Genomic DNA, 16,078 nt, shown 5'->3' on the forward strand with positions numbered 1-16,078 from the left:
TCTCCAACCTCGCTTTGTCCTGCGGATACGGCCGGCTTGCACCGGTGTATTCAAATCCATGCCGCTCATAGAACGCCTTCGCGCGGGCGTTATCCTCGTGGACCCCCAGTTCTATCACGCCGGCTCCAAGCTCCGCGCCTGCTACTGCGCAAGCTTCATCAAGCAACTGGTCGGCCAGGCCCAAGCCTCTGTGTTCAGGTGCAACGTAGACGCTGATCAACATAGCTTGTAGAGCCTGGGAAGGATCCTGCGGCTGCTTGACGACCACGCGCATGAGTCCACTGATCCGGCTACCGTCAGTACCGTCATCCGCCACGAGGGTGATGCTCGAGTCGCTCGACATCGTTGCTGCGCGCTCTTGCCATTGAGTGTCAGTCTGGCGCCGAGCGGCCGCGAGGCTCTCGACGTAGGCCATCGGGGTGTCCGACAGCATCTCCAACCGAACGTCGCGAAGCAACCGCCAGTCAGCCGCTTGCAGCCGACGGATTCTATTCACTGCCGCCGCCCATGAACCGGACATAGCGATCAAGAACTCCCGGCCAGTCAGCCGCGTAGTCTGCACGGGTCTGCGCTGGGTGTTCGGCGCCTTCCCAGCCGTCGTGCACCAGGCGAACTTCAGTGCCTCCGTCAACAGCCCGGAAGGCGACTCGAAGTTCCGTAGACCACATCGCGGTACGCCCCGGATACCAGCTCGCATGGAAGGACAACGGCGGCTGCCAATCGTCGATCGTGCCCCAGATCGAGGTACGTCCGTCATCAGCTGTCTCCAGGATCAAATTCTCCTCGAACTCAACGTGCGAACCCGCCCCGTAGACGCTGTGGTCCTCCATCGGCCACCAAAGATGCGGGTGATCAGTGAAGCCCTTGAAAGCATGCGCCACCGGCGAAGGCACGACGACGGTGCACACTACCGGGTCCAGCTCACCGGATTGCTCCGGCTGGGGTTCGGAGTCCGGCGCGAGGTGACTAAAGAGGCTCTCCATGTGCACCAACTTTACCGCCCAGCGACCCCCGCGACTCCGGGCGCGACGCGCTCCCCGCAAACGCCCGCTCACATATAACCGGTTCTGACCGGACGCCGGCTCACATATGCCGGGTCCCGGCCGGACGCCGGCTCACATATGCCGGGTCCCGGCCGGACGCCGGCTCATTTCTGCTGGGGGTGGGTGGGGGCAGGGGGGGCCGCGGTCCGCCTCAAGGGTGAGCGGGGGTGTGGCCCCGAGGGAGTGTCGGAATAACGGTGGATCCGGGGTTGGCCTGACACGCCGGGCTTTGCCTGGCGGGGAGGACTGATCATGAGCGAGACCATGGGTCCCATGGCGACTGAGGTGGATCAGCAAGAGTTGGCGCAGCAGCTCCTGTCCCAGGCCAAGGAACAGGGGTTGGAGCTTGTCGGCCCAGGCGGGCTGTTGAACAAACTGACCAAGAACGTCCTGGAGACCGCTCTGGAAGCGGAAATGGACGAGCATCTGGGATACGGGAAGCACGAGGTGGCAGGTCGCGGGAGCGGGAACTCACGCAACGGCACCCGTACCAAAACCGTGCTGACCGAGATCGGACCGGTGGAAATCGACGTGCCCAGAGACACCGGTTCCACGTTCGATCCCCAGACGGTGAAGAAGCGACAGCGCCGGCTGACCGGTGTGGACGAAATCGTGTTGTCCTTGAGCGCGAAAGGTCTTACAACCGGGGAGATCGCCGCCCACTTCGCTGACGTGTTCGGCGCGAAGGTTTCCAAGGACACCATCTCCAGGATCACCGAGAAGATCGTCGGGGAAATGAGCGAATGGCAGAACCGGCCCCTGGACCGGGTGCTCCCGGCGATGTTCATCGACGCCATCCATGTCAAAGTCCGCGATGGGCAGGTCACCAACCGGCCCATCTATGTCGCTATCGGTGTCACGACCAACGGCGAACGGGACATCCTGGGGCTGTGGGCCGGTGACGGCGGGGAAGGAGCGAAGTTCTGGCTCGCGGTACTGACCGAGATCAAGAACCGGGGCGTGGAAGATGTCTGCATCATCGTCTGCGACGGCCTGAAGGGTCTGCCGGAAGCAATCAATACCGTCTGGCCTCTGGCCGTGGTCCAGACCTGCATCGTGCATTATGCCGACCTTCGGATTATGCCGATGTGGTCGCGGGATCCTTTGCGGGACAGGGGTCTGACGCTGGCGAGGTCGGCATAATCAGAGCCCTTCGAGCCAGGCGATGAGGCTGTCGGGCGGCTGGTATCGGCCGGCCCGGCCGGTGGGTGGTTTGGTTCTGGCCAGGGCCTTCTCCTTGAGTTCGAGGTCTGCGTGTAGGTAGATCTGCGTGGTGTCGACGCTCTCGTGACCGAGCCATAGCGCGATCACGCTGGTGTCGACGCCGGCGTGCAGGAGCCGCATGGCACAGGTGTGCCGGAGCACGTGTGCTGTGATCGTTTTGCCCTGCAGTGATGGGCAGGCGGCGGCCGCTGTGCTGGCGTAGTGGGCGATTCGGTGCTCGATTGCATCGTGGCTGAGCTTCGCGCCGCGGAGGGTCGTGAACAGGGGGTTGTTGGGGTCGCCGTGCTGTTCGTTGATCCAGCCGCGGAGGACGGTGATGGTGCCGCTGGTCAGCGGGGTGATCCGGTCTTTGCGCCCTTTGCCGTGGCAAGCGACGTGCGCGCCGGTGCCAAGGTGCACGTCAGCGCGGGTGAGCCCGGTGATTTCGGAGATCCGTAGCCCGGTCTGAACGGCGAGCAGCAGCAGCGCGTGGTCGCGTCTGCCGGTCCGGGTGGTTCGGTCGCAGGCGGCGAGAAGCGCATTGATCTCGGCCTCTTTCAGGTAGGTGATCAGGGCCCGGTCGAAGCGTTTTGGCGGGATTGCCAGCACCCGGGCGATGCTGGCGGCGTGCTCGGGGTGGGCCATTGCGGCGAACCGGAACAAGGAGTGGATCGCGGCCAGGCGGGCGTTGCGGGTGCGGATGCTGTTGCCCCGGTCGTGTTCGAGGTGATCGAGGAAGCCGGCGATCAACGGTGCGTCGAGATCGGATAGATCCAGTGCTGACGGCGTGAGCCTTGTCTGTGCCGAGGCGTATCCGAGCAGCAGCCGCAGGCTGTCGCGGTAGGCGGCAACTGTGTGTGCGCTGGCGTTCCGCTGCCGGATAAGGCGGTCGGTGAAGAACGCTTCCAAGGTCGGGGCGAGGGCGCTCATGACCGGCCTGCTGACTGGTCGGCGAGGTATGCGTCGAGGCGTTGCCCGGCGAAGGCCATGAGCTCGGGCGATGCGGATAGATACCAGTAGGTGCTGGCCGGATGGACGTGGCCCATCCAGGTGGACAGCAGCGTCAGGCGGGTCTGCCCGTCCTGGCCTGCTGCATAGGCGTCGAGCATCGACCGCACGGCGAAGGAATGCCGAAGGTCGTGGATGCGGGGCCGGCATGACCCGGATCGCGGTCGCAGACCGGCGAGACGGGACAACTGCTTGAACGTGTGGTGGACATTGCAGTAGATCAGTCTGGTTCCCGCCGTGGATACGAGCAGAGCCGACGTCCCGGTCGACGGGGCAAGCCGATCACGCAGCTGCTGGTAGCCGCGCAGCTCGTCTGCTGTCGTTGGGTGCAGCACCAGCGCTCTGGTCTTACCGAACTTCCCAAACCGCACCAGGAGCCGCCGTTGCGTGAGGTCCAGGTCATCTTGGTTCAATGCGATCGCCTCGCCGACGCGGATGCCGGTCACGGCAAGCAAACCGATCAGCGTCGAGAACGTGGCCCGCCGCAATGGGGTGCGTAGCGTGGCCGTCGCGGCGATCAGCCCTGCGATCTCGGCGTCGGAATACAAGTACGGGCTCGCGCGGTGCGGCCGCTGCGGCAGCATGTCCGGGGCTGGGACCTGATGCACCGGATCGAGGGTGCGCAGGTAGGTGGCGAAGCCACGAACCACCGACAACCGATAGGCGTGCCAGTTAGAGTCTGCGTTGGCAGGCAGCCGCGACCAGTCCAGCGCCGCCTCGGTCGTGACGACATCCGCGCCGGCCTGCTCGAGATGATCGAGGAACTGGCGGAGCAGCTTCTCCGGCCGGGCCAACCGGTAACCCAGCGCACGGCGCAGCCCCAGGTAGTCAGCCAATTGCTCATTCAGAAGCCGGCTCATGACAGACCACTGGCCGGGTCGACGGGCCAGGGCCGGACCAGCACGGCCAGAGCCGCGTGGTCGACCTTGGCATAGATCGCCGTGGACATCGCTGACCGGTGCCGAAGGACCTGCCCGACTTCGGTCAGCGGGGCGCCGCTGCGCAGCATCGCGGTGGCAGCGGTATGGCGCAGCCGGTGGGCGTGCATTCTGGGGAGCCCTGCGCGTTGCGCGCCGTCGAACACGATCATGGTCACGCCTCCGGTGGTCAATGGCCGGTGCGGGGCGTGAACACGAACGAAGACGTTGCGTCCCTCGGCGTCGGCAGGTCTGCCCCGGCGAAGGTAAGCCGCGATCGCCGCGCCGATCTCATCGGGCAGTGGCAATCGTTCGGACCGGTTGCCTTTCCCCACTATCACCACCTCACCGCGGCGCCAATCGATATCGTCCAACCCGAGAGCTGCGACCTCGCCAGCGCGCAGGCCCATCCGCGCCAGCAGCAGCATCACTGCGAAATCGCGCCGACCGACCGTGGTGCGCCGATCGCAGCCGGACAGCAAACGCCGCAGTTCGTCAGGCTCGAGTCCTTTCGGCAAGGCTGACAGCCGCCAACCCGCCACCGACGGCACCGCTGTGGCCAGCGACATGGGCACCTGGCCGGTGACATGCAACCAGCCCAGCAGCGACCGCAACGAGCACACGATCAACTTCGCCGACCCGACAGCCCGTCCGGGACAAGCAGTCCGCACGAACCCGGTGACGTCAGCTGCGGTCAGGCCGGCAAGGTCGAGCACCTCACCGCGCAGGCGACCCGCGACGAAAGGCCGCACGCAGTCGACGTAGCCGCGAACCGTGCCCTCGGTAAGACCCCGCTCACGGAGCAGCCAGCCGCGGAAGTCGGCCAACAACTCCTCCACCGGCCCCAACGGAACCTCACGCGGGACAGGCAGCACTCCAAGCGGAACCAGGTAGTCCAGCAGCGGCTGCAACGCCTTGACCGACCGATATTCTCGATAGCCAGCTCCACGTCTCTCGGCCAGGTAACGGTCAAGCACCACCCCATTCAGATCGCCTAGACCGACGCCCGCACCCTGCATCCAACGGTCCAGATGCGCGACGAAACAGACCTGCTGCTCGGCCGAGGCCCGCGAATACCCTTGTCGAAGCAATTGCCCGGCGAACCCTTCGACGTGCGGCTCCAAGGGTCCCCGCACGAACGACCGCAATACCTTGACCATGACGTTCTCCTCTCCACGACGGAAAGGCAAGCATGGATCAGCGCACTGGATTATGCCGACCTTGCCAGGGTCGGGCCCTTGTCCCGCAAAGGATCCCGCGACCACATCGGCATAATCCGAAGGTCGGCATAATGCACGTTATGCCGACGTCGGCATAACGTGCATCTGGTGCGGAACACCTTCCGCTACGCCTCAAGGAAAAGCTGGACCGAAATGGCCCGGGACCTCCGCCCGGTCTACACGGCACCGTCCGAGACCGCGGCCAAGGAACGCCTCGGAGAGTTCGCCGGTAAATGGGGCAAGCAGTACCCGGCGATCATCCGACTGTGGGACAACGCCTGGAGCGAGTTCGTCCCATTCCTGGATTACGACGTGGAGATCCGGCGGGTCATCTGCAGCACGAACGCCATCGAATCCCTCAACGCCCGCTACCGTCGCGCGGTCAGGGCCCGGGGACACTTCCCAACCATCCCGGCCGCCCTGAAATGCCTCTACCTGGCCACCCGGGCACTGGACCCCACCGGGCGAAGCAGAGCACGATGGATTGCACGATGGAAACCGGCCCTGAATGCCTTCGCCATCAGCTTCGAAGGAAAACGGACACTCCCGGCCCCGACCCTGTTATGTGAGCCGGGGTTGGTGGAAACCGGGTCATAGGTGAGCAGGCGTTCGTGGAAACCGGCCCATAGGTGAGCAGGCGTTCGTGGAAACCGGCCCATAGGTGAGCAGGCGTTCGTGGAAACCGGCCCATAGGTGAGCCGGGGTTCGTGGAAACCGGCCCATAGGTGAGCCGGGGTTAGTGGGAACCGGCCCATAGGTGAGCCGGGGTTAGTGGGAACCGGCCCATAGGTGAGCGGGGGTTTGGGGATTTCCCGCCCATAGGTGAGCCGGGGTTGGTGGGAACCGGGTGATAGGTGAGCGGGGGTTTGATATCCCAAACCCCCGCTCTCCTATGTGTCCCCGTTCGGAAACCCCCGCTCACGTCAGCCGGGCCGGGGTTAAATCCGGGGGTGGTTAAATGGGTCAGGCCCCGACACGTGGTGTCGGGGCCTGGCCGTTAATGGTTGTCCGGCGGTGTCCTACTCTCCCACACCCTCCCGGGTGCAGTACCATCGGCGCTGTGGGTCTTAGCTTCCGGGTTCGGAATGGGACCGGGCGTTTCCCCCACGCTATGACCGCCGTAACCCTGTTACCCGTCCCCGCAGGTGCGGGGTGGGAAGACTGGTTACAACATTGTGGTGTTGTTGTTCAGTTGTTTGGTTCCTGGAGCAACGGGTTTGTTGTTCGGGAACCACATAGTGGACGCAAGCAGTGATCGTGTTTGTGTGGTGTAAGTTGTCGGCCTATTAGTACCGGTCAGCTTCAACAGTCTTTAGTCCTGTCTTCCACATCCGGCCTATCAACCCAGTGGTCTGGCTGGGGGCCTCTCACACACGAGGTGTATGGAAATCTCATCTTGAAGCGAGCTTCCCGCTTAGATGCTTTCAGCGGTTATCCCATCCGAACGTAGCTAATCAGCGGTGCACTTGGCAGTACAACTGACACACCAGAGGTTCGTCCGTCCCGGTCCTCTCGTACTAAGGACAGCCCTTCTCAAATTTCCTGCGCGCGCAGCGGATAGGGACCGAACTGTCTCACGACGTTCTAAACCCAGCTCGCGTACCGCTTTAATGGGCGAACAGCCCAACCCTTGGGACCTACTCCAGCCCCAGGATGCGACGAGCCGACATCGAGGTGCCAAACCATGCCGTCGATATGGACTCTTGGGCAAGATCAGCCTGTTATCCCCGAGGTACCTTTTATCCGTTGAGCGACGGCCATTCCACAATGTACCGCCGGATCACTAGTCCCGACTTTCGTCCCTGCTTGAGATGTCTCTCTCACAGTCAAGCTCCCTTGTGCACTTACACTCGACACCTGATTGCCAACCAGGCTGAGGGAACCTTTGGGCGCCTCCGTTACTTTTTAGGAGGCAACCGCCCCAGTTAAACTACCCATCAGGCACTGTCCCTGACCCGGATCACGGGCCGAAGTTAGATGTCCAAAGTGACCAGAGTGGTATTTCAACGATGACTCCACCCGAACTGGCGTCCGGGCTTCAACGTCTCCCACCTATCCTACACAAGCCACTCCGAACACCAATACCAAACTATAGTAAAGGTCTCGGGGTCTTTCCGTCCTGCTGCGCGTAACGAGCATCTTTACTCGTACTGCAATTTCGCCGAGTTTATGGTTGAGACAGCGGGGAAGTCGTTACTCCATTCGTGCAGGTCGGAACTTACCCGACAAGGAATTTCGCTACCTTAGGATGGTTATAGTTACCACCGCCGTTTACTGGGGCTTAAATTCTCAGCTTCGCCTTGCGGCTAACCGGTCCTCTTAACCTTCCAGCACCGGGCAGGAGTCAGTCCGTATACATCGTCTTGCGACTTCGCACGGACCTGTGTTTTTAGTAAACAGTCGCTTCCCCCTGGTCTCTGCGGCCCCGATCCCCTCCCACCAGCAAGTGGTGTTCAAGGTTGGGGCCCCCCTTCTCCCGAAGTTACGGGGGCATTTTGCCGAGTTCCTTAACCATAATTCTCTCGATCGCCTTGGTATTCTCTACCTGATCACCTGTGTCGGTTTGGGGTACGGGCGGCTGGAACCTCGCGCCGATGCTTTTCTAGGCAGCATAGGATCACCGGATCCCCCCATGACGGGGGTCCCATCAGATCTCAGGAACGTCATCAAAGACACAGCGACGGATTTGCCTATCGCTGACCCTACATCCTTAGACCGGGGCAACCATCGCCCGGCCCGGCTACCTTCCTGCGTCACACCTGTTAATACGCTTACCTCCCGGGATCAGGTCCCGCGCTCGGCCAAAACCCGCACACCACAAGGGTGATTGGGCAGGCTCCGGGCGGTTAGTATCCCCCGCTTGGCATGGGCGGTCCTTCGCCGGTACGGGAATATCAACCCGTTGTCCATCGACTACGCCTGTCGGCCTCGCCTTAGGTCCCGACTTACCCAGGGCAGATTAGCTTGACCCTGGAACCCTTGATCATTCGGCGGACGGGTTTCTCACCCGTCTTTCGCTACTCATGCCTGCATTCTCACTCGTGTAGGCTCCACCGCTGGTTTACACCGCGACTTCACCGCCCACACGACGCTCCCCTACCACTCCAGACGACTGAACCACGAAGGCTTGTCTACTATCTGAAATCCACAACTTCGGCGGTGTACTTGAGCCCCGCTACATTGTCGGCGCGGAATCACTTGACCAGTGAGCTATTACGCACTCTTTCAAGGATGGCTGCTTCTAAGCCAACCTCCTGGTTGTCTTCGCAACTCCACATCCTTTCCCACTTAGCACACGCTTAGGGGCCTTAGTTGGTGGTCTGGGCTGTTTCCCTCTCGACTATGAAGCTTATCCCCCACAGTCTCACTGCTGCGCTCTCACTTACCGGCATTCGGAGTTTGGCTGACGTCAGTAACCTTGTAGGGCCCATCGGCCATCCAGTAGCTCTACCTCCGGCAAGAAACACGCAACGCTGCACCTAAATGCATTTCGGGGAGAACCAGCTATCACGGAGTTTGATTGGCCTTTCACCCCTACCCACAGCTCATCCCCTCCATTTTCAACTGAAGTGGGTTCGGTCCTCCACGACGTCTTACCGTCGCTTCAACCTGGCCATGGGTAGATCACTCCGCTTCGGGTCTAGATCACGCCACTACACTCGCCCTATTCAGACTCGCTTTCGCTACGGCTACCCCACACGGGTTAACCTCGCGACGTAACACTAACTCGCAGGCTCATTCTTCAAAAGGCACGCCGTCACAACTACAAGGTTGCTCCGACGGATTGTAAGCACACGGTTTCAGGTACTGTTTCACTCCCCTCCCGGGGTACTTTTCACCTTTCCCTCACGGTACTGGTCCGCTATCGGTCATTAGGAAGTATTTAGGCTTATCAGGTGGTCCTGACAGATTCACACGGGATTTCTCGGGCCCCGTGCTACTTGGGATCCTCTCCAGGCGGCACACAACATTACGGTTACGGGGCTAACACCCTCTCCGGCCGGCCTTTCAAGACCGTTCACCTATGTCCATGCTCTCACCCCACCGGTCCGGCAGAACCAGTACGGAAAGTCCCACAACCCCGCCCATGCAACGCCCGCCGGCTATCACACATGGAACGGTTTAGCCTCATCCGCGTTCGCTCGCCACTACTAACGGAATCACTCTTGTTTTCTCTTCCTGCGGGTACTGAGATGTTTCACTTCCCCGCGTTCCCCCCACGCACCCTATGTGTTCAGATGCGGGTCACCAGATCACGCAAGCGCGTCTGGCGGGGTTTCCCCATTCGGACATCCTGGGATCACCGTTCGGTTATCAACTCCCCCAGGCTTATCGCAGATTCCTACGTCCTTCTTCGGCTCCTAATGCCAAGGCATCCACCGTGTGCCCTTAAAAACTTGACCACACAAGATCAAAAAACTTCTCGAGAGAACCACAGAAACCGCCACACCGCACACCCCGAAGGATGCACACCACGGCCGGATCCAGGTTCATAAAAAGAAATTGCTGTATGACACGAACCAAACCCGAAGGCCGGCCCGTATCAGATGCTCGCGTCCACTATGTAGTTCTCAAACAACAACCCCGTACCACACCCCCCCGCACCCGGCCACCCCCGCCACCAAAGACGAAGAACAACCACGAACGCACGAAGACCATGCAGCCAGGAAACCAGAAACACACAAACCCGCACCACGGAAACCACGCAACCCTCACAGGCCACGCACCCCACGCCACGGCCCTGTTGCCTCAGGACCCAACAGTGTGCCAAACACGAAAACCGGCCACCCCCCACCCGCACCGTTCCAAGACACTCAAAGAGCATCCGTACTAGGGGCGGACAAGAACCAACCGGCCGCTATCTGCTGATATTCCACCCATGAGCACCCACCGCAGAACAGACGCCTGCGCAATGGGCTTTGCTTCCACACACCCCCCAACCAACCATGCGGCCGGACAGGGAGCGATAATGGTGCTCCTTAGAAAGGAGGTGATCCAGCCGCACCTTCCGGTACGGCTACCTTGTTACGACTTAGTCCCAATCGCCGGTCCCACCTTCGACGGCTCCCCCCACAAGGGTTAGGCCACCGGCTTCGGGTGTTACCAACTTTCGTGACTTGACGGGCGGTGTGTACAAGGCCCGGGAACGTATTCACCGCAGCGTTGCTGATCTGCGATTACTAGCGACTCCGACTTCATGGGGTCGAGTTGCAGACCCCAATCCGAACTGAGACCGGCTTTTTGGGATTAGCTCCACCTCACAGTATCGCAACCCTTTGTACCGGCCATTGTAGCATGCGTGAAGCCCAAGACATAAGGGGCATGATGATTTGACGTCGTCCCCACCTTCCTCCGAGTTGACCCCGGCAGTCTCCTATGAGTCCCCGCCATCACGCGCTGGCAACATAGAACGAGGGTTGCGCTCGTTGCGGGACTTAACCCAACATCTCACGACACGAGCTGACGACAACCATGCACCACCTGTAAACCGACCGCAAGCGGGGCACCTGTTTCCAGGCGTTACCGGTTCATGTCAAGCCTTGGTAAGGTTCTTCGCGTTGCATCGAATTAATCCGCATGCTCCGCCGCTTGTGCGGGCCCCCGTCAATTCCTTTGAGTTTTAGCCTTGCGGCCGTACTCCCCAGGCGGGGCACTTAATGCGTTAGCTACGGCGCGGAAAACGTGGAATGTCCCCCACACCTAGTGCCCAACGTTTACGGCATGGACTACCAGGGTATCTAATCCTGTTCGCTCCCCATGCTTTCGCTCCTCAGCGTCAGTTAATGCCCAGAGACCTGCCTTCGCCATCGGTGTTCCTCCTGATATCTGCGCATTTCACCGCTACACCAGGAATTCCAGTCTCCCCTACATCACTCTAGTCTGCCCGTACCCACTGCAGAACCGGAGTTGAGCCCCGGTCTTTCACAGCAGACGCGACAAACCGCCTACGAGCTCTTTACGCCCAATAATTCCGGATAACGCTTGCGCCCTACGTATTACCGCGGCTGCTGGCACGTAGTTAGCCGGCGCTTCTTCTGCAGGTACCGTCACTTTCGCTTCTTCCCTACTGAAAGAGGTTTACAACCCGAAGGCCGTCATCCCTCACGCGGCGTCGCTGCATCAGGCTTTCGCCCATTGTGCAATATTCCCCACTGCTGCCTCCCGTAGGAGTCTGGGCCGTGTCTCAGTCCCAGTGTGGCCGGTCACCCTCTCAGGCCGGCTACCCGTCGTCGCCTTGGTAGGCCATTACCCCACCAACAAGCTGATAGGCCGCGAGTCCATCCAAAACCGCAAAAGCTTTCCACCACCACCGCATGCGCGGAGCAGTCGTATCCGGTATTAGACCCAGTTTCCCAGGCTTATCCCAGAGTCAAGGGCAGGTTACTCACGTGTTACTCACCCGTTCGCCACTAATCCCCCCAGCAAGCTGGAGATCATCGTTCGACTTGCATGTGTTAAGCACGCCGCCAGCGTTCATCCTGAGCCAGGATCAAACTCTCCGTTGAAGTAAAACAAAAACAGACACAACCACAACCACCGGAAATAACGGCAGAAGAGCTGCACAAAATTTGAAACCAGCTGTAAAAAACCAGCCCCACGCCACCAAAGCGACACAGAACCAGCCAAAACAACCAATTCATATAAAATAAATCGGTATCAACAAACTTGGCACACTATTGAGTTCTCAAACAACAGACACACCCGGCACCACCCACACCCCACAGGGTCCAGGATCGCTCCGGAGCAACTTTTCAAACTTACCGGCTGCTTGCCTCCTAGTCAAATCGGCGTTCTTGACTTGATCTTCACGAGGAACTCAGTCAACTTCACCGATCTCCACTGGGGAGCAGCGCGGGTACTAACTATACCACCAGTTCTCCGGGGAGGCAAAAGCCCCGCCAGGCGGCCTGCTGCGCTTCAGCGGTCGTCCGCTAGATCCACGCAAAGGGCCCGGAAACTCAAGGCTTCCGGACCCTTCACCTCAGACAAACACAACAACTACCCCACAGGCGTGAACCAAGAAGCTCCGAGCGGCGGCAAGGTGACGGTCAGTGCCGCAGGCAATCCTTCCGCCCCGGGTGCGGTGGCAAGCAGTTCGCCGCTGTTGATCACGCCCGAGCCTCCGTACACCTCGGCGTCAGTATTGAGTACTTCCTGCCATGCGCCGGCGGACGGGACGCCGAGCACATAGTTCTGGTGCGGGCCTCCCGAGAAATTCACGGCGCACACCAGGGGGTTGCCGTCGTTGTCCCACCGGATAAAGGTCAGTACGTTTCGGTCCGCGTCCGCGCCGTTGATCCACTGGAAACCGCCGGGCTCGTTGTCCCGGACATGAAGGGCCGGCGTCGAGCTGTACAGCGTGTTCAACTCGCGGGTGAGCAACTGGAGTCCGCGATGCGCCGGAATGTCGGCAAGGAACCAGTCGAGCCCGTGCTGTTCGGACCATTCGGCCTCTTGGCCGAATTCGGTGCCCATGAAGATGAGCTGCTTGCCCGGGTGCGCCCACTGGTAAGCCATGAACACCCGGAGGTTGGCAAGCTGCTGCCACCGGTCGCCGGGCATCTTGCGCAGCATCGATCCCTTGCCGTGCACTACCTCGTCGTGGCTGATGGGCAACAGGAAGTTCTCCGTGAAGGCGTAGACCATGGAGAAAGTCACCGTACCGTGGTGCCAGCGGCGGTTCACCGGGTTTTCGGAGATGTACTTGAGGGAATCGTGCATCCAGCCCATGTTCCATTTGAGGCCGAACCCCAGGCCGCCATGGTTGGTCGGCGCGGTAACGCCCGGGAACGCCGTAGATTCTTCGGCGATGGTCACTGCCCCGGGGTGGGTCTTGTAGATCGTGGCGTTGACCTCCTGGAGGAAGGAGATGGCTTCCAGGTTCTCGCGTCCACCGTGGACATTGGGGAACCACTCCCCTTCCTCGCGCGAATAGTCCCGGTAGAGCATGGAGGCCACTGCGTCCACCCGGAGCCCGTCGATGTGGAATTCCTCAAGCCAGTACAGGGCGTTCGCGACCAGGAAGTTCCGGACCTCGGTGCGGCCGAAGTCGAAGATGAGCGTGCCCCAGTCCGGGTGCTCACCGAGCCGGGGATCGGAGTGCTCGTACAGCGGTTCGCCGTCGAAGCGGGCGAGGGCCCAGGCGTCCTTCGGGAAGTGCGCGGGGACCCAGTCCAGGATGACGCCGATGCCCGCTTGGTGCAGCGAATCAACGAGGAACCGGAATTCGTCCGGATGCCCGAATCGAGAGGTCGGAGCAAAGTAGGACGTGACTTGGTAGCCCCATGAACCGCCAAAGGGGTGCTCGGCCACTGGCATGAACTCGACGTGGGTGAAGCCAAGCCATTTCACGTAGTCCACGAGGTCCTTGGCCAGCTCTTTGTACCCCAGGCCAAGGCGCCAGGAACCAAGGTGGACTTCGTAGACGCTCATGGGTGAGTTGTGCGGGTCCTTGTTGGCGCGCGCCGTCATCCAGGCGTCGTCCTTGAAACGGTAGCTGGACTCCACCACGCGTGACGCGGTCAAGGGCGGAACTTCGGTGCCGAAGGCCAGCGGATCGGCTTTCTCCACCCAATGGCCGGCCTTCGTCAGCAGCTCGAATTTGTAGCACGCCCCTGCTACAACGCCCGGGATGAAGACTTCCCAGACTCCTGAAGAACCGAGCGAGCGCAAGGCGTGTTCACGCCCGTCCCAAGAGTTGAAGTCGCCCTTGACGCGGACTGCCTGTGCATTTGGCGCCCAGACGGCGAAGGAGACGCCGTCCACATCGCCGAGCGGGGAGCGGTAGTGCTGGACGTGGGAGCCCAATGTGTCCCAGAGCCGTTCGTGCCTGCCTTCGCCGATGAGGTGCAGGTCCACCTCGCCGACGGTTGGAAGGTAGTGGTACGGATCGTTGATCGTCACCGGCGCGGAATCGCCGTACACGACGTCGAGGCGGTAGTCCGGAACGTGGCCGTGCTGCAGCGGTTCGAGGACCGCCACCCAGATCCCGTCGGTCTCGTGGGTCATCGGTACGGAACCGGCTTCGGTGACCACGGTTACTTCCGCCGCGAGGTGCTTGACGGTGCGGATGGTGACGTGACCGTGGTCGTCAAGGTGAGCGCCCAGCACCGAGTGCGGGGCGTGGTGCGCACCGGCGGCCACCCGGCCCAGGGTTGCGGCGTCCACATACAGCGGGACTCGGGGCCGTTCGGTACGTGCTGAGCCTGTCATTTCCTTACCTTCCGATGTCGCCACGGCATCCGTGCCGGGGCTCGTGTTTCCGAGGAGCTGCCGCGAAGCATTGACCGGAATGGGCAACCAGTCCGGCCTGTTCCGCAGCTCGTAGATCACCTCGTACAAGGCCTTGTCCAGCCACAATGCCACAAACAGCGGCGAGCGGCGGTCAATAGTTCCAGGGGTGATGTCGCTGTAGCCTGCCAGGAAAGCCTCGGCGCAGTCGTCAACCCACGTGGCGGGAACCCGGGCGCCCGGGTTCTCGCGGATGGCCGCGCCGGCGGCGTAGTCGAACGACCGCAGCATCCCGACGACGTCCCGCAGGGGAACGTCGGGAATATTACGGTGTTCGATCGGCCTCAGGGGTTCGCCTTCAAAGTCCAGGATCGCCCACCGGGCCGGTTCTCCCGCAGCGCCAGGCACCAAGAGGATCTGGCCCAGGTGAAGGTCCCCGTGAATGCGCTGCAGCGTCCCGGCCTCCTTCCCCGACAGTTGCGTCAGGAGTGCCTCGAGCTGCTGCTCATGGGGCCCGACGGCGGTGCCCGCCTCAGCCCACGACTGGCGGACGCGCCGGGCTACTTCGGGCGCGATGTCCTGGCCCGGGACGCGTTCCCGGACGGTTCCGAGGGTTTCCGCGAGCCGGAGGTGCACGGTGGCGGTCGCCTGGCCCAGTTGCCGGGCTTCGGCTGTAAAGTCGCTGCCCGATGCCGCGGCGTCGACGGCGAGGCGCCAAGCGTCCTGTCCGCCGGCAAGGAATTCGTGGGCAACGGCGAAATCCGCCGAGGCCGTGCCATGGCGACCCAGGGTTGTCCGTACCTCCCACGTTCCCGTAATCCATCCAAGGGTGGACGGCACTTCCTTCGTACCGGCCGAGGTCAAGGCCGCGCCCACCTCCACCTCGGGGTTCTTGCCGACCGACACGACCCGGAAGATCTTCACGATCGCCGCGGACACGCCGTCGTCGACGATCACCGAAGTGTTGGACTGCTCGCCGGAAGAGACTCGCACGGATCCTGAGGCAGAGGGCAGCCGCAGGCTGCCAGGCACGGTATGTCCGCTCGCGGTGCACTCCCCCTCGCCGGGCTCGGCGGACGCCTGACCCCGGATGAGATCGAGCCATACCGTCACAAAGTCAGGATCGTGGGGCGCGTCGTATACCCAGATAGCCGGATCCTGCTCGCTTGTTCCACCGATCTGGCCCACCAAGGCAGGTGCCAAAGCGGCCGAGGGCGCGGAACGAAAGCTAAGCGGTACTTGGATGATGTCGGTCTGCCTCCCGCCGTCGGCCGTTGCGTAAGCGACGGACAATAGCTGGACCTCCGAGCCTGTGCCAAAGGCGGGCGCGGAAAGGACGAACGAACCGACGAAATCCAGTTCGAATAACCCTGCCTTGACCGGAAACCAGCGCTGCCGGGGCAGCCATTCCTTGAGCAGGGAGGCCAGAACCGTGGTGGGCGCCATGAGACTCATC

Annotated in this window: 5 protein-coding genes, 3 rRNA genes and 3 pseudogenes; 2 read left to right on the forward strand and 9 right to left on the reverse strand. The window is 61.7% G+C overall.

The features are described from left to right. Positions 1-49 precede the first annotated feature (49 nt). Together ACSVHC_RS07510 and ACSVHC_RS07515 are read right to left on the reverse strand one after the other, a co-directional pair. Positions 50-520, reverse strand: a pseudogene (locus ACSVHC_RS07510) (GNAT family N-acetyltransferase); the annotation flags it as partial. Further along, the gene (locus ACSVHC_RS07515) at positions 489-983 is read right to left on the reverse strand and encodes an SRPBCC domain-containing protein (protein ID WP_437772457.1); all 495 of its coding nucleotides are present in this window, start codon (positions 981-983) and stop codon (positions 489-491) included. The pseudogene ACSVHC_RS07510 and the gene ACSVHC_RS07515, both read right to left, overlap by 32 nt. A gap of 324 nt (positions 984-1,307) precedes the next feature. On the opposite strand from ACSVHC_RS07515, the pseudogene ACSVHC_RS07520 reads away from it, so the two are divergent. Next, positions 1,308-2,105: pseudogene (locus ACSVHC_RS07520) on the forward strand (IS256 family transposase); the annotation flags it as partial. Between the two features lie 81 nt (positions 2,106-2,186). On the opposite strand, the gene ACSVHC_RS07525 reads toward ACSVHC_RS07520, so the two are convergent. From ACSVHC_RS07525 to ACSVHC_RS07535, 3 genes are read right to left on the reverse strand one after another with little or no spacing between them, the layout of a single operon-like run. After that, the gene (locus ACSVHC_RS07525; protein ID WP_439180392.1) at positions 2,187-3,176 is read right to left on the reverse strand and encodes a tyrosine-type recombinase/integrase; all 990 of its coding nucleotides are present in this window, start codon (positions 3,174-3,176) and stop codon (positions 2,187-2,189) included. Further along, entirely contained in the window at positions 3,173-4,114 is a 942-nt protein-coding gene (locus ACSVHC_RS07530) for a tyrosine-type recombinase/integrase (protein ID WP_439180391.1), read from the reverse strand. The genes ACSVHC_RS07525 and ACSVHC_RS07530 overlap by 4 nt, the downstream gene beginning before the upstream one ends. Continuing rightward, positions 4,111-5,331 (reverse strand): tyrosine-type recombinase/integrase, encoded by a 1,221-nt coding sequence (locus tag ACSVHC_RS07535; protein ID WP_439180390.1) that lies wholly within the window; start codon positions 5,329-5,331, stop codon positions 4,111-4,113. The genes ACSVHC_RS07530 and ACSVHC_RS07535 overlap by 4 nt, the downstream gene beginning before the upstream one ends. Before the next feature lie 159 nt (positions 5,332-5,490). On the opposite strand from ACSVHC_RS07535, the pseudogene ACSVHC_RS07540 reads away from it, so the two are divergent. Continuing rightward, positions 5,491-5,988: pseudogene (locus tag ACSVHC_RS07540) on the forward strand (transposase); the annotation flags it as partial. A 409-nt stretch (positions 5,989-6,397) separates the two neighbouring features. On the opposite strand, the gene rrf reads toward ACSVHC_RS07540, so the two are convergent. From rrf to ACSVHC_RS07560, 4 genes are all read right to left on the reverse strand, one after another. After that, positions 6,398-6,514, reverse strand: a 5S ribosomal RNA gene (gene rrf, locus ACSVHC_RS07545). 142 nt (positions 6,515-6,656) lie between these two features. Next, positions 6,657-9,794 (reverse strand): 23S ribosomal RNA (locus ACSVHC_RS07550). A gap of 580 nt (positions 9,795-10,374) precedes the next feature. Continuing rightward, a 16S ribosomal RNA gene (locus ACSVHC_RS07555) occupies positions 10,375-11,897 on the reverse strand. Together the 16S, 23S and 5S rRNA genes form the textbook arrangement of a ribosomal RNA operon. Before the next feature lie 493 nt (positions 11,898-12,390). Beyond that, positions 12,391-16,077, reverse strand: coding sequence for a 1,4-alpha-glucan branching enzyme (locus ACSVHC_RS07560; RefSeq protein ID WP_437772455.1), 3,687 nt, complete (start codon positions 16,075-16,077; stop codon positions 12,391-12,393). Position 16,078 lies beyond the last annotated feature (1 nt).

Origin of the sequence: Arthrobacter sp. KNU-44, assembly GCF_051843155.1 — a bacterium.
In the GTDB taxonomy this organism is placed as follows: domain Bacteria; phylum Actinomycetota; class Actinomycetes; order Actinomycetales; family Micrococcaceae; genus Arthrobacter.

Excerpts from the sequence above, each read along its gene's own strand:
- ACSVHC_RS07515 (WP_437772457.1), bottom strand. The coding sequence starts at position 983 with ATGGAGAGCCTCTTTAGTCACCTCGCGCCGGACTCCGAACCCCAGCCG.
- ACSVHC_RS07525 (WP_439180392.1), bottom strand. The coding sequence starts at position 3,176 with ATGAGCGCCCTCGCCCCGACCTTGGAAGCGTTCTTCACCGACCGCCTT.
- ACSVHC_RS07530 (WP_439180391.1), bottom strand. The coding sequence starts at position 4,114 with ATGAGCCGGCTTCTGAATGAGCAATTGGCTGACTACCTGGGGCTGCGC.
- ACSVHC_RS07535 (WP_439180390.1), bottom strand. The coding sequence starts at position 5,331 with ATGGTCAAGGTATTGCGGTCGTTCGTGCGGGGACCCTTGGAGCCGCAC.
- ACSVHC_RS07560 (WP_437772455.1), bottom strand. The coding sequence starts at position 16,077 with ATGAGTCTCATGGCGCCCACCACGGTTCTGGCCTCCCTGCTCAAGGAA.